Origin of the sequence: Myxococcus dinghuensis (genome assembly GCF_024198235.1) — a bacterium.
Classification (GTDB): Bacteria; Myxococcota; Myxococcia; order Myxococcales; family Myxococcaceae; genus Myxococcus; species Myxococcus dinghuensis.
Map to the genome: position 1 here is coordinate 185,754 of NZ_JAKCFB010000013.1, position 22,484 is coordinate 208,237.

Below are 22,484 nucleotides of genomic sequence, written 5' to 3' on the forward strand. Positions count from 1 at the left end.
CTGGAAAAGGCCCATGAAATTGCGTCGTCGGGGGGGCCAAGGGGTGCGGTGTCGTGGAGAGCTTGGAGGAGAAGGGGGACCGTGGGGCCCTGGGTCCTGACGCCATCCGCGCCCTGCGCGGTGGGCAGAGCCGTGCCGCCTTCGCCCGCCTGCTGGGTGTCACGCCCCTGACCGTCTACCGGTGGGAGCTCCCGGAGGACGCCCCCCAGGCCCGCCGTCCCCGAGGCCGGGTGGCCCAGGCGCTGCGGCGGCTGGCGGAAGGCGGGCTGGTGGAGTCCCGTGCGCCGGCCACGCACCGCCAGGAGCTGCGCCCGGAGGAGACGTCCCGACTGAGGCCCTGCCTGGAGCGACTGAAGCGGGCGGAGTGGCGCGCGGCGGAGGAGGAGCTGCTGACGCTGCTGGCCTCGGGCGTGCTGCGCACCCCGGGGGCCCGGGCGATGGCCGCGCTGGGGCTCGCGCAGCTGCAGCGCTGGGGACGGGAGGACAGCCGGGGCGCGCTCGCGACGCTGCTGCCCCACCTGGGCGAGGCGGAGGCGGGGGTGCTGCCGGAGGACGTGGAGGTGCGCGTCCACGCGCTCGCGGCCAACCTCTACGCGTCGCCGGACGGGAAGCTCTTCGACGTGGAGAAGTCGGAGGCGCACATCGCCCAGGCGGAGGCGCTCCTGGGCGACCACGACGACGCGGAGACGCGCTGCCTCCTGCGCATGGCGGAGATGGCGAGCGCCTTCCACCTGGGGGAGACGGAGCGCATCGCGCGCCACGCCGGCCGGGTGGCGGAGCTGCTGCCCCAGGTACGCGACCCGGCGATGCGGCTGCTCGCGGAGGACGTGTGCGCGCACGAGTCCTCCATCCGGGGCGAGGCCACGCACGCCACGCGGCGCTTCCGCGACGTGGCGCAGGGCGCGGCGCGGCTGGGCTACGCCTTCCTGGAGGCGCGCAACCTGGCCTTCCTCGCGCAGCGCCGGCTGGAGGAGGCGTGCGAGCCGGAGGAGGCGCTGCGGCTGGTGCGGCGCGCGCGGGAGGCCGCGTACGGCGGGCGCATGGCGCGCGGCTTCTCCTTCATCTTCGCGGCGCGCGCGGAGGCGGAGGCCCTGCTGCGCCTGGCGCGCTTCACGGAGGCGGAGGCCGTGCTGGACGAGGCCGACGCGGTGGTGGAGGAGCTGAGCTGGACGCCGCTGTACCTGGCGGTGACGCGCGCGCGGCTGTGGCTGTCGCTGCGGCGGATGACGGAGCTGCGGCGGCTGGCGGCGAAGCTGGGCGCCTACACGGGCACCATCCAGCGCGGCCTCACCGGCGCCTACGGGATGCTCGTGGAGGCCATGGCGGACCTGGCCGACGGCGAGACGCTGCGCGCGGCCAACGGCTTCGCGGCCGCGTGCGCGCGGGGCATGGAGATGGGCGACTGGCCCTACCTGCGGCGCGAGTGCCTCCTGTACGAGACGGCCTCGCGCGCGTACGCGGGCAAGGCGGCCGAGGGGCGGGTGGCGCTGCGGCGCGCGCGGGCCTTCCTGGAGCAGATGCCGTCCGCGTGGCACGCGGCGATGCTCAACCGCTTCGAGGGCATGCTGCGCGTGCTGGAGGGCCGGCCTCGCGAGGCGCGGGAGCTGCTGGAGGCGTCGCTCGGCACGTTCAGCCTCTCCGGCGACGTGTGCATGGCGGCCTACACGCGCAACCTGCTGGCGTGGCTGGCGCGGCACGAGGGCGACCCGGCCGCCAACGAGCTGTTGTCCGCCAGCGAGACGGAGCTGCGGCGGCTGGGCATGGCGCCGCCCCCGGACTTCGTGCCGCCCGCGCTGCGGCCCCTGGGCGAGCGGGCGCAGGAGGTGGCGGCGGCGCGGCTGGGCGCGGAGGCGCTGGTGGTGCCCTTCGAGCGGCTGTCCGTGCGCGGCATGGGCGCGCCCCTCATCCAGCGCGAGCTCATCGACGTGGTGGAGGGACTCTTCCCGCGCAGCGCGCCGAGGCTGGAGGAGGTGGACTCGCAGGGCCGCGTCACGCTGCTGGTGGGCGCCAACGAGCTGCCGGCGACGACGGAGGTGGAGTTCGGCGACGGCTGCGGGCGGCGGCTGCGGCTGGGCGTCACCGGCCCCCTGCCCTCGGACGGGCGCGCGCTGCTCACCGCGCTGTCGCGGCTGGGCGGGTTCGCGCTGGAGGTGGCCACGCTGCGCGGCTTCGCCACCGTGGAGCTGGGCCTGCCCGGCGCGGCGGAGTCCGGCGAGGAGGCGCCTCGCGACGTGGAGCTGCCGGGCTTCATCGCCGCCTCGCCCGCGATGAAGCGCCTGCGCGCGGAGCTGGCGCGCCTGTCCGCCAGCCGCTCCACCGTCATCGTCACCGGCGAGTCCGGCGCGGGCAAGGAGGTGGTGGCGCGGGCGCTGCACACGCTGTCCACGCGCTCCCAGCGGCCCTACGTGGCGTTCAACTGCGCGGCCGTGCCGAAGGAGCTCTTCGAGGGACAGCTGTTCGGCTACCGCCGGGGCGCCTTCACCGGCGCGGCGACGGACCACCCGGGCGTGCTGCGCGCGGCCCACGGCGGCACGCTGTTCCTGGACGAGATCGGCGAGCTGCCGCTGGACGTGCAGCCCAAGCTGCTGCGCGTGCTGGAGAACGGCGAGGTCTTCCCCCTGGGCGAGACGCGGCCGGTGGCGGTGGACGTGCGCGTCGTCGCCGCCACGCACCGCGACCTGGGCCAGCTGGTGCGCGAGGGCCGCTTCCGCGAGGACCTGTACTACCGGCTCCAGGTGGTGCCCATCCGCGTGCCCCCGCTGCGCGAGCGGCGCGAGGACGTCGCCGCGCTGGCCCGGCACTTCGTGCGTCAGCTCACGCCCGAGGGCATGGAGCCGCCCCGGCTGGGACAGGACGCGCTCGGGACGCTGATGGCCCACGCCTGGCCCGGCAACGTGCGCGAGCTGCGCAACGTCATCGAACGGTCCATGGCGTACGGCCCGCTGCCGGCGGTGCTGGGGGCGGAGCAGATGCGCATCGCGGGCTGAGGGCAGAGGAGACGTCCCCAGCCCGCGATGCGCCCCGCCCTGTTTCCCCACACCCCTGTGGGAAATCCACGAGGCGACCAGAGGTCACGCTCCGGGCCGAGGAGGGGGGGAACCTCGGCCCGAAGCGCAGTACTGCTTCGACTGGTGCCTCTCAAAGAACACACCCGGGGGTCGAAGAGGGGGGGAGCTTCGACCCAGGGTGCCGGGGCCGCCGGAGCGGCCACCTGGTTCAAGTGGTGTGTCGCCAGCCTCCTCTCGGAGGTCCGTCGCTCACTGACCATTCGTTAAGCACTGGACGTGCCAACTCTCGCGGCATTGAAAAGCTTCATCGGAAATCATCCAGGCAGGTGGGTAGATGGAGCAGGTGTATCCAATGAGGCCGGGCCCATATCCGATCGACCCTCTCCGGAAATGCCGTGGTGGAGGGCGGGCAGGGAGGCGAGCAGGTCCGCTCATGGCCGGCGTGAAACTGGATGAGGGGGGCCGGGCAGCGATGGGGCTGGAAGTGGGTTAAGGGGGGCGCCATGAACCCTGCCCCCTCCTCCCGCCGGTTCCAGCTCTTCAGTATCGGAGTGCTCGTCTACTCGCTGGGGGTGATTCTGTGGGGCGCGTTCGTCCGGGCGACGGGGTCCGGGGCGGGCTGTGGGGACCACTGGCCCCACTGCAACGGCATGGTGGTGCCGCGCGAGCCCTCGGTGGCGACGCTCATCGAGTACACCCACCGGGTGACGAGCGGCCTGGCCATGGTGGCGGCGGTGGCCCTGTGCGTGTGGGGATTGCGCGCCCACGCCAAGGGCCACCCGGTGCGCAAGGCGGCGGTGTGGTCGCTGGTCTTCATGGTGACGGAGGCGCTGGTGGGCGCGGGCATCGTCCTGCTCCAGTACGTGGCGCAGAACACGTCCGTCGCCCGGGGCTGGTGGATGGGCATCCACCTGGTGAACACGTTCCTCCTGGTGGGGGCGCAGACGCTGGTCGTGTGGTTCTCCCGGGGGCGGGCGCCGCTGGCGTGGCGGGGCCAGGGCTGGGTGGCGGCGATGGTGGGGACGAGCATCGGCGGGCTGCTGCTGCTGGGCGTGAGCGGCGCCATCGCGGCGCTGGGCGACACGCTGTTCCCCGCGACGACGCTGGCGGAGGGCCTGCGCCAGGACGTCAGCGAGGCGGCGCACATCTTCCTCCAGCTGCGCGTGCTGCACCCGGTGCTGGCGGTGGGCGTGGGCGCGGTGGTGGTGGCGGTGGCCCGGGGCCTGGCGCGGCTGCGGCCCTCGCGGGACGTGCAGCGGGCGGCGACGGCCATCTCCCTCATCTATGCCCTGCAGTTGGGGGCGGGGCTGGTGAACCTGGTGTTGCTGGCGCCGGTGTGGATGCAGGTGGTCCACCTGCTCCTGGCGGACCTGGTGTGGATGTCGGTGGTGCGGCTCGGGGCGGCGGGGCTGTCGTCGGACGCGCCGCGCGCGGTGCCGGCGGGCGCGCCGGTGTCGAGCGCGTCGGCCGTCTAGCCCGTCCACCTCAACGCGACTCGCTCTCCGCGCGCAGCCGCAGCCCGGTGGGGACGAGGGCGCGGCCCGCGGCCTCGAACAGCCCGCTGACGAGCAGGGCCAGCGCGGCGGCGGGGAGCGCGCCCTCGAGGATGAGGCCCACGTCGTCGAGCCGGATGCCGGTGAGGATGGGCTGCCCGTAGCCTCCCGCGCCGACGAGCGCGCCCAGCGTGGCGGTGCCCACGTTGATGACGGCGGCCGTCTGGACGCCCGCGAGGATGGACGGCGAGGCCATGGGCAGGTCGATGCGCCACAGCCGCGCGTTGGGCGGCAGGCCGAGCGCGTCCGCGGACTCGCGCACCTCCAGGGGGATGCCCGTGAGGCCCGCGGCCGTGTTCCGGACGATGGGCAGCAGGCTGTAGAGGAACAGCGCGGCGATGGCCGGCTTCGAGCCGATGCCCAGCAGCGGAATCATCACCACCAGCAGCGCGAGCGAGGGGATGGTCTGGATGACGCCCGCGAGCCCCAGCACGCCCTGCCCCAGCCGGGGCCTGCGCGCGGCGAGCACACCCAGCGGCACGGCGAGCGCGAGCGCGGCCGAGAGCGAGACGCAGACGAGGAACAGGTGCTCGCGCGTCCGCAGCCACACGCGCGCGGCCAGCCCGTCTCCGCGCACGTCCGGGGGCGTGACGCCCAGCGTGCTGGAGAGGAAGTCCGCGGAGACGCGGGCCTCGGGGACGCGCTCCAGGCGCGCGCGGGCGTTGAGCTTCACCATCTCCGCCTCGGACAGCCGGCCCTCCAGCCGTCGCATGGCGGCGAGCGCCCCGGGGGCGCGCGACTCCAGGTCCGCGCGGTAGAGCAGCACCGCGTCGTAGGTGGGGAAGTGGTGCAGGTCGTCCTCGAGCACGCGCAGGTGGTACGCGGCGATCTCCGCGTCCGTGGAGTACAGGTCCGTCACCTGGATGGAGCCGGCCTCCAGGCCCCGGTAGGCCAGGTCGTGGTCGAGCCCTCGCACGTCGCGCTGCGGGAGCCGGTACGCATCGCGCAGGGCGGGCCAGCCGTCGCCCCGGTCCATGAACTCGTTGCTGAAGCCGAAGCGCAGCTCCGGATGGTCGCGCAGGTCGGAGATGCGACGGATGCCCAGGCGCTCCGCGTCCGCGGCCTTCATGCCCAGCGCATAGGTGTTGTTGAAGCCCAGGGGCTGGCTCATGCGCAGCCCCTCGCGCGCCAGGGCCTGCCTCAGCGCCGCGTCGTCGGGCAGCTTCAGCGACGACAGCAGCTCCTGGCGGAGCGTGCCGGTGTACTCGGGATAGACGTCCAGCTCCCCCCGGCGCAGCGCCTCCCAGAGCACCGTGGTGCCGCCCAGCTCGCGCCGGTGCTGGACCTGCGCGCCGGTGCTCCGCGCCAGCTCCGCGGCCATGTCCCCGAGGATGACCGACTCCGTGAACTTCTTGGAGCCCACGCGCACGGTGGGCTCGCCGCCGCCCGCGTCCCGGTTGCGACAGGCACCGAGCGCCAGCATCACCAGGACGAGCACGAAGAGGGCCGGCACGGACCGACGGTCTCGCCCGCGCGACCATGCACGAACGGACCGCCACCGCTCCGCGCGGAGGGAGGCGCTGGGAGCGGGCACGCCGTCGGGCCTCATGCCGCCGCGCCTCCACCCGGTGGCGGGCGTTGGGCCTGGATGAAGTGGGTGACGAACGGGTCGGCGGGGCGCGCCTCCAGTTCGGAGAGCGGGCCCTGCTGCACGACGCGGCCGTCGCGCATGAGCAGGATGGAGTCCCCCAGGAACCCGGCCTCCGCCAGGTCGTGTGTCACCAGCACCACCGTCTTGCGCAGCCGCGCGAAGATGGCGCGCAGGTCCGCTTGCAGCTCGTGCCGCACGAGCGGGTCCAACGCGCCCAGCGGCTCGTCGAGCAGCAACACGTCCGGGTCCAACATCAACGCGCGCATCAGGGCCACGCGCTGTCGCTGCCCTCCCGACAACTGCGCCGGGTAGCGGGACAGCGCCTCGACGGGGAAGCGCGTCAGCTCCACCAGCGTGTCCCGCCGCTGCCTCGTGCGCTCCGCGGACCAGCGCAGGTGGTGGGCCATGAGGGTGACGTTCTCCTCGCCCGTCAGGTGCGGGAAGAGGCCACCGCCCTGGAGCGCGTAGCCCACGCGATGCCGCAGCGCCAGCAAGGCCTTGCCCTCCGGAGGCAGCGGCTGTCCGTCGAAGAGGACGCGCCCCGTGTCCGGTCGGAGCAGCCCATTCAACAGGCGCACCAGCGTGGACTTCCCGCAGCCGCTCGGCCCCAGCAGGACGGTGGTGCGTCCGGTGGGCAGGCGCAGGGACAGCGGATGCAGCGCCAGGGTCTCGCCGAAGCGCTTGGACACCTCCTGGAGTTCGTACACGCGACGTGTCCTCCGTGAGCCGGGCCCTCTTCAGGGCCGGGAGAAGGCTCCGTTGCAGACGGAGGGGAACGCGGGCTCCAGCGCGGGAGGGAAGGCGCACGCGGCGAACAGGGCCCGGTCCACCCACTCCACGGCGCCCGCCCACACCACCAGGGGGCCCTTCTCCGACGGCACCGTGAAGCGCGCGCAGCGCGTGAAGAGCTGCTCCAGCCGGCAGGACACCTCCTCCACCGGCCCGGCGCCGGGCAACGACTCGCGCAGCTCCGCGAGGCTCTGCGCCAACCAGCGCTCCGTCACGGCGGTCCGCGCGGGGCGATACACGCTCCAGGTCAGCGACGCGTCCGCGCACTCGATGCGGCCCAGGCGGCTGGTGGACGCCGTGGGGTGACACCCGGGCGGCACCGCGAGCGCGCGCCACGGGAGCCTCGGCGGCAGCAGCAGCGTGGCCGCGTCCAGCGGCTCCCCCTCCGGGTCCCCATGCGTCGCGAGATACTCGAACAACTCCAGACACCGCGCGAGCAGCGGGCGCGCGTTCTCCCGCGCCACGCACCCCAGCTCCCGCTGCCGGCCGAGCCGCCCCGCCACCGACGTGACGTACCCACCCGCGCGACAAGGGCCCGCGGACGCCATGTCGCCCGGCGCCTGGCATTGGGCGAAGCGCGCCGAGGGCCACGGGCGCCCCGCCAGGGGCAGCTCCCCCTCCACGAAGGCGACGCCCTCCCCCAGCCGCCGCTCGACGCGGGCGCGCGCGCGCGCGAGCACCGGCCCGACGGGCGCCTCCGCGTGCTCGGATATCCAGAGCGTCAGGTCGCCGCAGCGATAGGTGCGCGAGGCCACGCCGTCCGGGAAGGGCGTGCACCCCTCGAAGAGCGCGCGGGCCTGGGGCACCAGCGGCCCCGCGGGCGTCGAGCCCTCCGGCGCGACGGGCGGGACCTGGGGCGCGGGTGCCGCGCACGCGCCCAGCACGGCGAGCCACCACGCGGCCACCAGCCTGGACGGGGTCCCCATGCGACGGGGATAGGCACCCGCCACCTGCTCCGTCAACCCACGCGTCCGCGACACGACCAGCGCCGTACACACGCCAGACGCGGCGCGGGAGCACGACCCGCCCGGGCCGCGCTCCCGCCTCCGGCGCCAGGCCCACGAGGGGCTCAGCGGAGGCTCTTCTCGAGCGCCTTGGCCGCCCCCTCGTTCGCGGTGAGCGACTGGCGCGTCTTGCTCAGCAGCGCGCTGAAGGTGGCGTCGTTCTTGTACTTGTCCATGCCGTCCTTCACGATCTCCCGCCCCTGCTTGTCGCTCTCGACGACCTGCGACATGAAGGCCTTGTCGAACGCGGCGCCGTTCTTGGTGCGCAGCTTGTCCAGGTCCTTGCGCGCCTCCTTGATGGCCTTGTCGAGGTGCTTGTCCGTGCCCTTCATCTCCTGGTCGTAGCCCTCCTGCATGCCGCCGGAGCCGCCCGTGCCCTGCGTCGACGGGCTGGCGAGGTCCACCGAGGACACCTCGATGGACTTGCTGTCCGCCCACGAGCGCAGGTCGCTCAGGTGCTGCTTGCGGTCATCCACCAACTGCTGCGCGAACTGGCGGACCTCCGGGTTCTGGGTGCGCTCGAGCGCGATGTTGCCCATCTCGATCTGCTTGGCGTCGAAGAGGGCGAGCTTGCCCACGTACTTCTGGCGCTCGGCCGCCGCCGCGCCGATGCGCTTGCCCTCCTCGTGTGTCTCCTTGTCGTTGGCGAGCGCATCGCCCCCCATCATCGGACCGAACATCAGCGCCGCCGCCAGGGCAGCGATACCCCCACCGCGATTCATTCGAGCCATGCCTTGCCTCCCAGGCCAGTGAATGCCCGAAGGTGGGACACACCCCGTCACGCGACAACCGACGCACGCTCGACCGCCCCTCCTCCGAGGGCCACGCCCGCCCGCGCCCACCATCCGACACCCACCACCCCCTTCCGGCCCGGCTCGTCCCTCCGGGGTCCGAATGCCACACATCGTAAATCATTTTTACGCACACACCGGACGAATGGACCACTCATGTCTCACATTTCTCGGTCGAGCCAGGGGGTGTCGACAAAATATATCGACACACACGGTCATCCATTGACTCTCTCTGATTCGGTCGGGTATCCATTGAATCTCCACCTTCCGAGGAGTTGACAATGATTGGCAACGTCGCGCGCAGGACGGGTCGTCTCGCTGTGTTTGCGGGTGCACTGATGGCGTTCGCTGGCTGTCAGGGTCCGGCGTCCGAGGCTCCCGCGGAGCCCGTGGCCGAGCAGCCCGAGGCGTCCGAGCAGGTCAGCGCGCACCGTGGCTGCGCGGCCGTCGAGCCGTCCGCGCAGGAGCGGGCCGACATCGATGCCCTCCTGGCCAACAACAAGCGCGCCTTCCGCGCGGTGGGCTCGGTGACGGTGCCGACCTACTTCCACGTCATCAACAAGGGCACGGGCATCGCGAACGGCGACATCCCCGACTCGCAGATCACCGCCCAGATGAACGTGCTGAACGCCGCCTACGCGAACACGCCGTTCAAGTTCGTGCTCCAGGGCACCGACCGCACCACCAACTCCAAGTGGTACGCCCTCTCGGACGGCAGCGCGAACGAGAAGGCCATGAAGAAGGCCCTGCGCAAGGGCGGCAAGGAGTCGCTCAACATCTACTCCGCGAACCTGAGCGGCGGCCTCCTGGGCTGGGCGACCTTCCCCTCCAGCTACGCCAGCAACCCCACCTACGACGGCGTGGTCATCCTCTTCAGCAGCGTGCCGGGCGGCACCGCGTCCCCGTACAACCTGGGCGACACGGGCACGCACGAGGTCGGCCACTGGCTGGGCCTGTACCACACGTTCCAGGGCGGCTGCTCCGGCTCGGGTGACTCCGTCAGCGACACCCCGGCCGAGGCCTCGCCCGCGTACGGCTGCCCCACGGGCCGCGACACCTGCTCCAGCACGGGCGCCGACCCCATCACCAACTTCATGGACTACACGGACGACTCCTGCATGAACTCGTTCACCGCCGGCCAGTCCACGCGCATGGACTCGCTGACGGCGCAGTACCGCTAGTCCGCACCTCGACATCCCGAAGATGTCGGCCCGGCGCCGGAGTCTCCCCACGGAGGCTCCGGCGTCGTCGTTTGATGCCTCCTCCCACGCACGTTCCCCCACGCATTGCCCCCTCCCCGCCGCGCCCCTAGTCTCCAGGTCTTCACCGCTTTAAAAGGAAAAGCCGTGCGACCTATCCCTGGAGCCTTCGTCGCGGCAGTCCTCGTGTTCGGAGCGGCGGCGCCCGCGCTGGCCGTCGAGCCTCCCCCGGAGTTCGGCACCGACTGGGACGACCCGCGCACCGCCGTCCCCGCGGTGACGCGCCCCGCGACGGCGTCCTGCACCGTGCGCATCGTCGACGAGGAGTTCGACGACTTCACGCCCTTCACCGGCACCTTCACGCCCCCCGCCGAGTGCCCGGGCCCCTGGAACAAGGTGGTGCTGCGCCTGGAGGGCAAGGTGCAGGGCGTGCAGTACGACCGGCTCGGGCACCTGGAGGTGGGCGGCGTCACCGTCTTCAAGACGTCCACGCCGGAGCCCTCGCGTGACGGCATCACCTGGTCGGTGGAGAAGGACGTCACCGCGTACGCGCCGCTCTTGAGCAAGCCCCAGCCGGTGTGGATGCTCATCGGCAACGTGGTGAACGAGACATACACCGGCGTGCTCGACGTGCAGGTGTACCTGACGTTCTACCCGGCCGGGGGCCCCCACGCGCCCGCGGCCCGGACGGCGAGCGACGTGCTCCCGCTCACGAACCCGCGTCGGGAGGGCAGCGCCCAGGTGGGCGAGGTGACGGTGCCGGCGAACACCACGCGGCTCGTCGCGGAGGTGTACGCGACGGGCTCGGGTGGAGGGTGCGAGGAGTTCTGGTACATCACCGCGCCCACCGTGGTGCCGTACTCGTGCCCGGCCGATGACGGCCCTTACCGCGAGGTGCTCATCGAGGTGGACGGCCGCGCGGCGGGCATCGCCATGCCCTTCCCCCACGTCTACACGGGAGGGTGGTCCAATCCCTTCCTCTGGTACGTGCTCCCGGCGCCGCGTGCGTTCAACGTCCGCCCCATCCTCTTCGACCTCACGCCCTTCGTCGGGCTGCTCACGGACGGGCAGCCGCACCACCTCAAGGTGAACGTGCTCGGGGTCCCCGAGGGCCGGCCCGGCTGGGACCTGCCCACCAACCTCCTGGTGTGGCGCGACGCGAGGGCCACACGCGTGACGGGCGGGCTGCTCCAACACGCGCTGGGGACGCTGACGAACGACTCGACACACGCGGAGGTGGAGGGCTGGCACCAGGTGGACACGCGGGGCGGTCACCACCTGAAGGTGTCCGGCTACGCGCGCACCTCGCGCGGCTGGGAGCTGACGACCGTCGAGCAGACGGTGTCCAACGACAGCCTGCACCGCTGGGTGGGCGACATGGAGAACCCGGACGAGCTGACCGCGACGTGGGACGACACCAGCACCGTCACCGTGGTGGGGCGCGACGTGTTCCCCACCGTGAGCCGCTCCGAGAAGCGCTTCGTGCTCGACGGGCTCATCCGCGTGACGCCGGAGAACCGCCTCACCACCACCATCACCGTGAGCGACGCGGAGAAGGCGCTCGAGCTGCGCGGACTCCAGCCGCTGACGCACCAGACGTTCAGCGACGTCTACACGGGCGAGGCCTCGTGGACGCTCGGTGTCCCGCGCGCCCAGCGCAACGCGGTGGGGACGTCCACGCACCGCTACCAGCGCGACGGCGTCCCGGGCGGCTGCTACGACCGGAGCCTCTCCACGCGCAACGGCACCGTCGTCTCGGACGTCCAGGGCTGCGAGTAGGGGACCGACGCGGCGAGGGCCCCCGGGGTCGAGGCGTCCCTCCTCCCGGGGGACGTCACTCCACGCCCGTGGGCGTCTGGACGCGTGTCCGCCGGGCCCAGGCCCTGGCCATCTCCAGGTTCTGCTCGAACCACCAGTCGGCGTTGGCCTCCTCCACCTCCTCTTCCGTGAAGCCGGCCTCCAGGGAGGGGAGCGGCGGGCGCCGGCGGGCCCAGCGCGAGGCCACGGCCCTCGCCCACTCGGACTGGCTGCGCGCCAGCGCGAGCTGGAGGAACTTCTGGCCCTCGAGGTCCTCGCAGGCCGGGTCCCCCAACGCGGAGATCAACTCCCGCTGACACCACGGCGCGTCGAGGACACTCAACGCGGCCGCCATCTGCTGGCGCGCGAGGGGCGTCGAGGAACGCAACGCTCCGCGCACCAGCCCCAGTGAATGGTCCGGCATCTGTTCGAGGGCCAGGAGCGCGAACTCGGCGTCGAAGGGGTTGCCGTTGAAGCCCGGCACCACCTCCGCCCGCGCGAAGTCGAGCGTCGTCGCGACCACGCGCTCCCGCTCCACGCCCCGCCGCAGCAGGTATCGCGCGGCGACAATCAACGGATACGGGTGGTGCTCGAGCGGAGACATGCGCCCGGTCAGCCGGAGCACGGCGTCGGCGCCGTCCGCCCCGGGCTGCTGCTCGAGCTGCTCGATGGCCGCCGTGGTCGCCGCGGAGAGGGGCCCCTCGATGGCACGCACGCAGGTGTCGAGGAACACCTCGGGGGAGAGCAGCGGGCGGAGCGCATCGAAGGCCTCGGAGGAGGCCCTCGAGCCCAACGCCCGTTCGAGCAGCCACTCCTGTCGTGCCTCCCGATTCGCCCACGCGCGGTCCGCGAACCGATGCCCCTCGAGGAGTTCGTAGTCTCCCAACAGGAGCGCCACCCGCTCGCGCGCCGCGCCCTCGTCGACCGTCAGCGCATCCGCCGCGTCCGCGAGGGCCTCCAGCTCCGGAGGGAGCCTGAAGACGTGGTCACTCTCCGGGTGGGTCAGGAGGCCATCGACCTGGAGCTCGCGGATGACCTGGACGACCAGCTCCCTGCCGGGGAGCAGCGCCTCGAGGCGCGCCTCGGGAAACCCGGGGGAGGCGAGCGAGAAGAGCCGCGCCGTGAAGAAGTAGGGGTCGATGGTGGCGCCCGCATCGCCGTAGGCGTCCACGTCAACCAGCTCCCCCGGGCCCTTCAGGCAACACCCACGCCCGTGGAAGTTGAACCGCCACCCCGCGAGCCCCGGAACGTCTCCGGAGTCCTCGTCGTCCTCCAGCCCGTCGACGAGGTCCCGCCCCTCACCGAAGCGGCACCGGAGGACCCGCTCCTCGAGGACCCGGACGAGCCAGCGCTGGCGCACGAGCTGACGCATGAGACAGACGAGGAGCCAGGCGGCCTCGGGGCGCAGCGACGCACCGTCCTCCCCGTGCGCCGGGACGGCCTGACCGGACAGCAGGGCTCGAATCCCCCGCAGGCGCTCCAATCCCGGCGACGCCACCGCCACCTCCACGGGGACCACCGCGCCCGCGCGCTCGTCGACCGACACCAGCCGGAGCCCCTCATGTGTGGGTTTCATTCCGCTCCATCCACGTCGCGAGGCACCGGGCGCTCCCGCCCGTACGCGCGCTCGAGAATCAGCTCACTGCCCTGCCCGCTCGCCTTCGCGGCCTCGACGTCCAACCCCTCGCCGTGCCCGCGCCCGCGCCCCTCGAAGACCAGCACGCCCCCGTCGAACGACGCCACGCGCGGACACGCCGGCAGCTTCAAGCCGGAGCGCAGCACCTCGCACGGCAGCGAGCGCCCGTCCTGGAACGTCGCCTCACCCTCTCGCGTCGTGAGCAGGTAGTTCACCCTTCCCGACTCGAACCGCAGCGACACCAGCCCCTTCCCCAGCAGGCGCTCGACCTCGCCCCGAGGACGGGTTTCCTTCCACGGCTCCTGACCGCCCTGCGAGAACAACAACCACTCGCGCCACTTCAGCGCCGGCAGCCCCAGGGCCCTCGCCTCCTCGCGCTGCACCCGCACGGTGCCCTGGAAGGCCTGGCAATGCGTCGTGTCACAGACGGCGCGCCCCGGGTGTCGGCTGTGTTGCTCGTTGTGCGCCACCACGCGCGCCAGCGCCACGCGCGCCTCGCCCTTCAACGTCACGTCCTCCGCGGCCACGACGCCCGCCGTGTATTGCAGCCGCGTGGTGCGGAACACGAAGTCGGAGCCACGCCGCGCCTTCATCGCGCTCGGGGACGTGGGCACTCCGGGCGGGGGGCGATACGCGGGCGGCGGCGACCACGTGAAGACGCCCGCGTAGTCCCGGCCGCCCTCCGGCCCCTTCGGGAAGCGCACGCGCCAGGGCGCGCCCAGGCACACCGCCGCGCCGCGCGCCGTCGTCGACTCCAGCCGGGCCCAGTCCGGGGGGACCACGTGGGGCACCCCCTCCTCCACGGAGAACCCCGCGCCCGCGCACCGCGCCTCCACGTCCTTCGGGGCCAACAGCCCGAGCACCTGCACCCGCGCCGCCTCCAGCCCCGCCTGCTTGCGCGCGCGCGCCAGGGCCTTCGGGACCTCCTCCGCGAACGAGCGGGGCATCAGCCCCGGACGCACCGCCACCACCACCAGGTCCGCGTCCACCGCGGCGATCCACCCGAACTGCGGCCGGCTCGCCGCGTCGCGCACCGTGCCCGTCTTCGTCGCCACGCCCACCAGCGCCTTCGACGCCGGCAGCTCCGCCAGCGTCCCGCGCGCCGCGTTGTCGGAGAGCAGCGCCACCACGTCCGGCCGCGCCTCCGCCAGCAACCGGTAGGCCTGTGCCATGCCCCACGGCGACAACGACAGCGTGGAGCGCAGGCCAATCGCATCCGCCATGCCCTCGGGCGTCCCCGTCAGCCCCACCGCCGACAGCACCGGGCCCCACGTCCCGAAGGCCCTCGGCGCCGAGCCGCGCGCCTCCCAGTCCAGGAAGTACCCGTTGCACGAGCGCAGCAGCGCCGTGCGCGCGTCCACCTTCTCCGGGAGCCTGGGCCCACACGCCCACTCCTGCGTCTCCGCGCGCGGCGAGAGCACCGGGTGCGCCACGCCCGCCGCGTACACGAAGGGCTTGAGCGCCGACCCGTACGGCAGCGCCCGCCGCACGTCTCCCTCCGCCAGCAGCACCTCGCCCGAGTGCCGGCTCACCACCACCGTCGCCGGCCCCGCCTCGCGCACCTGCACGTCCGCCAGCTCGTCGATGGACAGCGGCACCACCCAGCGCGCCCCGTCCTGGCACTGGCGCAGCCGCCGCGCCAGCGCGCGCGGAAAGCCCACCGTCTCGCTCAAGAGCCGCGCGAGCGCCCGCCGCGCCCGGGGCGAGTCCACCGCCGGCGACGACGCCACGTCCGCCGCCGCGCGCGACAGCGACTGGTAGGGCGCGTCCCGCCACTCGGGCAGCTCGCCGCTCACCGCCAGCGCGAACGCCTCGTGGAACAGCCGGTCCTCGCTGGACTGGGGACAGGCCCACCACAGCAGCTGGTGCGCCAGCTCGTGCCGCAGCGCCAGCCGCAGCCGCGCGTCCAGCACCCCGGGCGTGTTCTGCCGCAGCTCCACCAGCCCCGGCCGGCCCTGCGCGTTGCGCGTGGGCGACAGGGCCAGGCTCCGCTGGAGGACGATGGCCCCGGGGGCCTTCGCGGGGGCGCCGCCCGCCTCCGCGACATACACCGCCTCCAGGGCCGCCCACCCGGCCTCCGCCTCTCGGCGGAGCTCCGGCTCGGGCGTGACGTCCCCCCGGGTGACGAAGGTGGGGGTGGCCGCCAACAACGCGGCCACCATGGCGGCCCACCCCATCGACTACAGGTCTCCCGTGCCCTTCTTCGACGGCACCACCTTCAACGAGGCACCCGTCGTCCGCCCGTTGATGCGGGCGGCGTACATGTCCTCGATGCGCGCGGGGGGCGCGGAGAAGGTGCCGGGGAACTGCGCGCGCAGCACGTAGCCCACCGTGCGCGGGCTGTCGCTCCACCACGCGGGCTCCTCGAAGAAGAACGTCGCGCGCTCCGGGTCGAGCACCCGACGCTTGAGCGCCTCGGGCACCAGCGGCAGCGAGTGCGGCGGTCCACGGAACACCTTGTCCTCCTGGAGCGGCACGAAGCCCGCGGGCACCGCGTCCTCCACCACGTAGTACGCCGAGCGGACCGCGTTGTTGCCACGCGCGTCCATCGTCAGCTCCACGTAGACCTCCTCGCCCTGCGTCACCGTGTCCCCGTCCTCGAGCTTCACCTTCCCGCCCTCGCGCAGCACGTAGTAGGCGCGCTGCAGGGACATGCCCTCGCTCCGGGCCTGCACGGCCGGCAGCGGCGTGAGCGCCGTGGCCTGCAGCGTGGCCACGCCGTCGAAGCCGCCCACGTCCACGGAGCGCGTCCCCGGGGCCAGCGTGGCCACGAGGCCCATGCCGCGCGGCACGAACTTCAGGCCCGCCTGCGCGCCCTTCACCTCCGGCGGCGCCATGCCCTTGAACGCCTTCGCGTCCCGCTCCAGCAGCCACAGCGAGTGCAACAGCGCCGTGCTCCGGTCGAACGTGGACAGGTCCGGCTCGGACAGCATCTCCAGGATGCGCTTGCGCGCGCGCGTCACGTCCAGCGTGCCGAACGACGCGGCGTGCGCGGCGATGGCCGTCATGCCCACCCGGCGCAGCGGGAAGCGGAAGAACGCCTCCGACAGCTCCATCTCCTGGCCCGGCTTGTACGCGGCCAGCGTGGCGAAGCCCTCGGAGCTGCGCTTCACCAGGCCGTTGATGCGCGCCTGGAGCGCCGGCTCCTTGATGACGCCCGCCTTCTCCGCCGCGAGCACCGTCAGCGCCAGCGAGTACAGGTCCGCGCCGTCGGAGCTCTCCACCAGCGCGCGCACCCGCGCCGCCTGCTTGGCGCCGTCCAGCCGCGCCAGCACGTAGGCCCGCGTGGCCTCGTACTCGGGCGGCAGGCCCGACTGGCCCTCCAGCCAGCGCAGGCTCTCCGCGATGCGCGCGTCGTTGCGGTCCACCAGCCCCGCCTCCACCGCGTACGCCAGGCCGTCCAGCGCGATGAGCGTCAGGGGCAGGCTGGGCGTGTCGTAGCCGCCGAACCAGGTGAAGCCGCCGCCCTTCACGGACAGGTTGAGGATGCGCGCGGTGCCCTGCACGGAGCGGCTGCGCGCCTCCGACAGCAGCGCCTGCGTGTCCGTGTCCAGCTTCGCCAGCGCGCCCGCCTGCTGCAGCACCTGGTACACCGCCACGTTGGGCACGGTGGTGGACACCAGCTGCTCCAGGCAGCCGTACGGGTACGTGAGCAGCTCGCGCACGTTGGACAGCGCCGCGTCGACGATGGACGGCTGGAGCACCAGCTCCACGCGCGTCAACCTCGCCTCCTTCGCCGCCGGCACCTCCAGCGCGCCTCCGCCCCACGCGCTCACCTTCACCACGTCCTCCACCGCGGCCGGCTCCACCTGGAACAGCTTGCGGTCCCTGAGCGGGTCCTTGCCGCCCGTCACGTCCACCGCCAGCTGCGCGTCGCCCGTCGCCGTGGCCTTCAGCGTCAGGGGCAGCACCTTCTCGCCGCCCTTGGCCAGCTCCACCTTGTGCTGCGCCTGGTCCGCCTTCAGCGAGCCCGTCGACGCCAGCTTCACGTCCAGCACCTGGCTCGCCGGCGACTTCTCGCCCGCGGACAGGCGCACCGACGCGAGCGCCTCGTCACCCTCGCGCAGGAACTGGGGCAGCGACGCGTAGAGGTTCAGCCCGCCGCGCGTGGCGAACTCGGAGGTGCCCTCGCCGAAGCGGCCGGACGTGTCCGCCGCCACCGCCGTCACCACCCACAGCGTCTGGTTGGACGGCAGCGTGAAGCGCACCGTCGCGCGGCCGTCGCGGTCCGTCACCACCGTCGGGTCCCAGTGCGCCGTGTCCTTCTCCAGGTCCTTCGCCTGCCGCGTGGGCGGCTTGATGGACGCGAAGGCGTGGTCCGGCAGCCCCGCCATCTTCCGCGCCAGCGCCTCGCCGTAGCCGTAGCCCTGGAACTCCGCCGAGTAGAAGTTGGACACGTTGTTGCGCGCCGGCGGGTAGAAGAAGTCGAGCACCTTGGGGCGGAACTCGCCCTGGATGGCGTAGACGGCCTTGTCCACCACGCCCACGGAGAGCTGCGCGGACACGCCCTTGCCGTCCGAGTCCGTCACGCGCACGTCGAGCACCTGCTCCGTCAGCGGCGTGGCCTCCGCGCGGCGGGGCTGGACCTCCACGGTGAGGGTGCGCTCCTTCGGAATCACCCGGAACGCCACCGTGCGCTCCTCCCAGCGGCCCAGGGCCGTGGGGTACGCCACGGACGCGTACACCGCGCCGCCGAAGCGCTTCTCCACGTTGAAGGAGTGCACCAGCGTGCGGCCCTTCAGCTCCACCACCTGCGTGTCGTACAGCGTGGCGCCCGTCAGCGTCACCCACACCGGGCCGGCGTCACGGCCACCCGTGCCCCAGCCGTCCGGCATCAGCGCGACCAGCCGCGCCGTGTCCCCCGGCTCCAGCGTCCCGGACAGCGACGCCAGCGTCAGGTTGGGCACCTGCGCCACCGGCTCGTCCTCCGCGCCGATGACGAGCAGCGACTCCTCGCCGTGCCACGCCTCGCCCTTCTTGTCCTTCACCGTCACCCGCGACACCACCGCGCCCACGTCCGACGTGGGGACCTTCTCCCGGTGCACGCCGTCCGCCGACGTGGTGAAGGAGCGCTTGCCCAGGCTCTTCTCCTCGCCGTTCGCCTTGCGCAGCACGAACTCCACCTCGCCCTGGGTGACGCCGTACGCCTTGCCCGACAGCGTGGTGGCGCGCACCGACAGCGTCGCCTCGCCGCCCTTGGACACCACCGCGTCCGAGTAGCGCGCCAGGCCCAGCACCTCCACCTTCGACAGGAAGAACGACGTGGAGGCGTTGGCGAACGTCTCCTGGTCGTCCCGCGCGCGCACGGTGAGCGAGTAGCGGTACGGCAGCCGCTCCTCCCCCGCCTTCAGCTCCGGCACCGCGACCTCGATCTGCGCCTCGCCGTTGGCGTCGAAGCCGGACGCGCTGGACCACGGGTCCTCCGTCACGCCGCGCGCCTCCACGGAGGAGTAGAGCCGCTCCGGCACGCTCAGCTTGCCCTCGCTGGAGGAAGGCGTGCCGTACGTCACGTCGCTGCCCTGCCCGCCCTTGCCGGCGTCATCCACCCACGCGGGCGCGTCCAGCAGGGTGCGGTAGAGGAACACCTCGTACTTCGCGCCGTCCGGCACGCCGCCCGCGTAGCGCCGGGCGCGCACCTTCACGCGCAGCGACTGGCCGGGCACCACCGTCTCCGACTCCGGCTCCGTCTCCAGGTAGAACGTCGGCTTCACGTAGTCCTGCACGCGCGCCTCGCCCTGGTGGGGCTGGCCGTCCACGTCCGCCTCCACGCGCAGCACGCCCGTGCCCAGGTCGCCCGGAATCTTCAGCGAGCCGTGGAAGGCGCCGAACTCGTCCACCGCCACGCGCGTGGTGAGGGGCCGGCCCTCCTGCGAGACGAGCTTCACCGTCACCTCGCGCTTCTTCGGCGTGAACAGGCGGGCGAGGAACGTGTCCGGCTGGCGCAGCACGCCGCGGAACTTCACCTCGTGCCCCGGCTTGTAGATGGGCCGGTCGCTGTAGATGAACACGTCCGGCGCCACCGCCAGCGTGGAGTAGAAGTCCGTGTCGACGATGGCCGTGTCGCCGCCCGCCGTCGCGGTCGCGATGACGCGCGGCTCGTCCACCTCCAGCCGCACCTCGCCCTTCGCGTCCGTCGTGCCCGCCGGGCCCTTGCCCCTGGGCAGGTACACCTGCACCTTCGCGCCCACCGCCGGCTTCTGGTCCCGGCCCGCCACGCGCACCAGCACCTCGCCGTCCGTCTGCTTCAGCTGCACCGTCAGGTCGCTGACGACGAGCACCACCTGCCCCTCCACCAGGCCCTGCACCAGCTGGAGCACGTAGGTGCCCGCGGGCAGCGGCGCCAGCACCACGCGGCGCTCCTGGAAGCCGTAGCCCCCGCTGGTGTCGAAGCCGGGGACGTTGAAGTCGCGCTCGGCGCCGCCCAGGTCCAGGTTGAGCCACTGGCTGCGCGCCACCGTGAAGCCCTTGGGCACGCCCACCAGCTTCTTGGGCCCCTCCGACACCTTGGCCAGCGGCTCGCTCGAGCCCGGCACGTCCGGCGCCGCGGGCAGCACGTCGCCCACGGTGTCGCGGAAGGTCGGGTTGAGCGCGTGCAGGAGCCAGCCGCCCGGCCCGTGCGCCGCGTTGAGGCCGCGGCTGAGCGCGCGGCCCGGGTTGTTCATCGTCGGCGGCGTCTCGTACGCGCGCCGCAGGTCACCCTGCGCGCGGATGAAGGCGTCCACGTCGTCCGGCTTGAGGACGCGCAGCTCCACCGGCCCCTTGTCCTCGAAGGCCACGTCCACCGCCACCGGCTCCTGCGTGCCGTAGGCGCGCGGCACGGTGATGTAGATCGGCTTGGCCAGGGCCACGCCGGACACCACCAACGCCGTCAATACCGCGAGTCGTCCCACCGTCCTCATGACCCGAAACCTCCAGGAACCAGCGATTCGTCCTGCACGGTGCCGCGCAGGCCCAGGTACGGCAGCGACTCCAGCTCGCGCCGCGCCGCTTCGATTTCAGGGGGCGCCGCCTTCGGCATCGGCGCGTTGCGCCCCACGCGGGACTCGGACAGGAAGCCGTCCATGGTGAGGCCGCTGAGCAGCCGTCCCGTGTTCACCCCGAACGTCACGCTGCCCGGCGCGCGCCAGCCCGCCACCACCGGCCCCGCCGCGTTGAGCAGGTTGGGCACCTTGCCCGCGCAGGCCCCGCGCATCCGCTCCAGCTCCGCGGCGCTCGACGCCAGCACCACGTGGTTGCACGCCGTGTCCTGCGTCACCGTGTGGGAGCCCCCGGAGAACAGCTCCTGGAGCGCCGGCGCGTCCTCCACGCGGCCCCACAGCACCGCCAGCTCCGGCGCCAGCGCCGGGTCCCCGCGCGGCGTCCACGCCACGGCGATCTGCCGCGTGCGCGTGGCGGCCTTCTCCCCGCCCGGCTGCCAGTACGCCTTCAGCGTCTCCGTGTTCAACGTCTCCGGCAGCTTCAACTGGAGCGCCAGCACCACCGGCGTGTCCTCCGGCACCAGCTTGAGCAGGTCGTCGGACAGGGGCGCCGTGTCCAGCCGCGCCACGCCCTCCTGCAGCTGACCGGCGATGCCGCGGCCCACCAGCTTGTCGCCCTCCACGCCGAACTGCAGGCGCGCGCCGGGCTCCAGGCCCAGCACGTACGAGAACAGCTGCGCCTCGCGGCCGTTGGCGTCGGGCTGGAACGTCAGCTCCACGTCCACCGTGTCGCTCTGGGGCTTCAGCCCGGTCAGCTCCGTGCACAGGCCCTGGAGCACCGCCAGCGGGTGGCGCGCCAGCACCAGCCGGTCCGCCGTCCGCCCCGCCCACAGCGTCTGCTCCGCCACCAGCCAGCGCTTGAGCGCGAAGCCATCCTCGGGCGGCGTCGCGCCGGCCGTGCCGGTGGACGGGCAGCTCTTGGCCTTCAGCGTGCTGCGGCTGGCCACCGCGTCCAGCGCGTCGTACGCGGAGGTGGCGGCGCCCGGGGGCGCGGGGACGATGACGGCGGGCGTGCTCGCGCGCGCGTCACCCGCGAACCACACCACGCGGAACGGCGTGTCGAGCAGCTGGCCCGCCACCAGGTCCAGCACCGCGCCCTTGAAGTTGCCCTTGAGGTCCTCGCCGGTGGAGCCGAGGAAGGCGGCCCAGCCCCCCACGAAGCCCTTGCCCAGCGGCTGGTCGAGCTGCGCCTTCAGCCACGCGTTGCTGGCCAGCGCGCCGCGCACCTTGCGCGGACGCAGCACGTCCACCCAGAAGGCCGGCGGCGCGCTGCTGCCCGGCACCTCCATCTCCGACTCCGTGGGCTCCGGCAGGCCCTCGACGGAGGCGCCCGCCTCCGAGGCGCCCTTGCCGGAGGACAGGGGGCCGGTGGGGCCGCTGTCGCCCACGGTCGACGTGGAGCGGCGGCCCAGGAAGAAGCCGCCCGCGACGAGGGCACCCACGAGCACGGTGCCCAGGCCGATGAAGAGCGCCTTCGGAGGCCCCTTGCGGGGCGGTGGCGCCGCGGGAGGCGGCGTGCCCGCGGACGGGCTCGACGGTGTGGTCATGGCATCCACTCCTTGAAGCGGAAGAAGCCGAGGAAGGCCGTGTTGGACGGCACCGGACGCCACTCGCGTGGCGCCTCGTCGGCGAGGTTGAGGAGGAGCCCGGTGCGCACGGCGGCGCCCTTCTCCCCCGGGTGGTAGACGATTCGCGCCGGCGCGTGGGCCCGGTCCTCCGGGCGCACCACCAACATGAGGTGGAAGATGGGGCCCGCGTCCTGCTCCTGGCGGAAGGCGAGCACGTCCCCGGTGCGCACCGCGGCGCGCGCGGACTCGTCGCGGCCGAGCGGCACCAGGCTGTGATGCAACAGCGTCTCCGCGTCCGCGAAGTCCGTGGGCCGGCCGCGCGCGTCCGTCCACAGCGGCGTGGCCAGCCGCTCCGGCGCCACGCGCTTGTACGCGGCGCGGAACACGTAGCGGATGAGCCCCGCGCAGTCGCGCTGGTCCGGGTGCCACGCGGCGTCCTGCCGCTTCACCTGCGACAGCGCGAGCTGCGCCACCTCGCGCCGCAACAGCACGTCGCGCGACTCGGGCGCGGGCGCGGCGGGCGCGGTGGCCTCCAGCACGAGCAGCAGGGAGAGGGCGAGCATGGCCATGG

Annotated in this window: 13 protein-coding genes; 4 read left to right on the forward strand and 9 right to left on the reverse strand. The window is 73.2% G+C overall.

Annotation, left to right across the window (positions count from 1 at the left end):
* Positions 1-53: 53 nt before the first annotated feature.
* Together LZ198_RS19375 and LZ198_RS19380 are read left to right on the forward strand one after the other, a co-directional pair.
* Positions 54-2,987 carry a sigma 54-interacting transcriptional regulator gene (locus tag LZ198_RS19375; RefSeq protein ID WP_253973488.1) on the forward strand — a complete coding sequence of 978 codons (2,934 nt, stop codon included), beginning with the start codon at positions 54-56 and terminating at the stop codon, positions 2,985-2,987.
* Between the two features lie 524 nt (positions 2,988-3,511).
* Positions 3,512-4,483 carry a COX15/CtaA family protein gene (locus LZ198_RS19380; RefSeq protein WP_253973489.1) on the forward strand — a complete coding sequence of 324 codons (972 nt, stop codon included), beginning with the start codon at positions 3,512-3,514 and terminating at the stop codon, positions 4,481-4,483.
* 10 nt (positions 4,484-4,493) lie between these two features.
* Here the strand turns inward: LZ198_RS19380 and LZ198_RS19385 are convergent, their stop codons facing one another.
* The 4 genes from LZ198_RS19385 to LZ198_RS19400 all read right to left on the reverse strand — a co-directional run bounded on the left by LZ198_RS19385 (position 4,494) and on the right by LZ198_RS19400 (position 8,676).
* Positions 4,494-5,984 (reverse strand): ABC transporter permease/substrate-binding protein, encoded by a 1,491-nt coding sequence (locus tag LZ198_RS19385; protein ID WP_253973512.1) that lies wholly within the window; start codon positions 5,982-5,984, stop codon positions 4,494-4,496.
* 122 nt (positions 5,985-6,106) lie between these two features.
* Positions 6,107-6,859 carry an ATP-binding cassette domain-containing protein gene (locus tag LZ198_RS19390; protein WP_253973490.1) on the reverse strand — a complete coding sequence of 251 codons (753 nt, stop codon included), beginning with the start codon at positions 6,857-6,859 and terminating at the stop codon, positions 6,107-6,109.
* A 30-nt stretch (positions 6,860-6,889) separates the two neighbouring features.
* A complete protein-coding gene (locus LZ198_RS19395) occupies positions 6,890-7,921 on the reverse strand; it encodes a hypothetical protein (RefSeq protein WP_253973491.1) in 1,032 nt (343 codons plus the stop codon).
* Between the two features lie 89 nt (positions 7,922-8,010).
* Positions 8,011-8,676: a DUF4142 domain-containing protein gene (locus tag LZ198_RS19400; RefSeq protein WP_253973492.1), complete on the reverse strand. Its 666-nt coding sequence runs from the start codon at positions 8,674-8,676 to the stop codon at positions 8,011-8,013.
* 449 nt (positions 8,677-9,125) lie between these two features.
* Here LZ198_RS19400 and LZ198_RS19405 point away from each other — a divergent pair, with 449 nt between their 5' ends.
* Together LZ198_RS19405 and LZ198_RS19410 are read left to right on the forward strand one after the other, a co-directional pair.
* On the forward strand, positions 9,126-9,917 hold the full coding sequence (locus LZ198_RS19405; protein WP_323382835.1) for a zinc metalloprotease: 792 nt from the start codon (positions 9,126-9,128) through the stop codon (positions 9,915-9,917).
* Between the two features lie 165 nt (positions 9,918-10,082).
* A complete protein-coding gene (locus tag LZ198_RS19410) occupies positions 10,083-11,714 on the forward strand; it encodes a peptide-N4-asparagine amidase (protein ID WP_253973494.1) in 1,632 nt (543 codons plus the stop codon).
* Positions 11,715-11,769: 55 nt separating this feature from the next.
* On the opposite strand, the gene LZ198_RS19415 is transcribed toward LZ198_RS19410, so the two are convergent.
* Genes LZ198_RS19415 through LZ198_RS19435 form a run of 5 tightly spaced genes read right to left on the reverse strand, consistent with a single transcriptional unit; the run spans position 11,770 to position 22,476 of the window.
* Positions 11,770-13,308: a DUF6896 domain-containing protein gene (locus tag LZ198_RS19415; protein WP_253973495.1), complete on the reverse strand. Its 1,539-nt coding sequence runs from the start codon at positions 13,306-13,308 to the stop codon at positions 11,770-11,772.
* A complete protein-coding gene (locus LZ198_RS19420) occupies positions 13,305-15,545 on the reverse strand; it encodes a SpoIID/LytB domain-containing protein (RefSeq protein WP_253973496.1) in 2,241 nt (746 codons plus the stop codon). The genes LZ198_RS19415 and LZ198_RS19420 overlap by 4 nt, the downstream gene beginning before the upstream one ends.
* Before the next feature lie 3 nt (positions 15,546-15,548).
* Positions 15,549-20,267: an alpha-2-macroglobulin family protein gene (locus LZ198_RS19425; RefSeq protein WP_253973497.1), complete on the reverse strand. Its 4,719-nt coding sequence runs from the start codon at positions 20,265-20,267 to the stop codon at positions 15,549-15,551.
* Positions 20,264-21,892, reverse strand: a complete 1,629-nt coding sequence (locus LZ198_RS19430) for a hypothetical protein (protein ID WP_253973498.1) — start codon at positions 21,890-21,892, stop codon at positions 20,264-20,266. The genes LZ198_RS19425 and LZ198_RS19430 overlap by 4 nt, the downstream gene beginning before the upstream one ends.
* The gene (locus tag LZ198_RS19435; RefSeq protein ID WP_253973499.1) at positions 21,889-22,476 is read right to left on the reverse strand and encodes a DUF1175 family protein; all 588 of its coding nucleotides are present in this window, start codon (positions 22,474-22,476) and stop codon (positions 21,889-21,891) included. The genes LZ198_RS19430 and LZ198_RS19435 overlap by 4 nt, the downstream gene beginning before the upstream one ends.
* Positions 22,477-22,484: the final 8 nt, after the last annotated feature.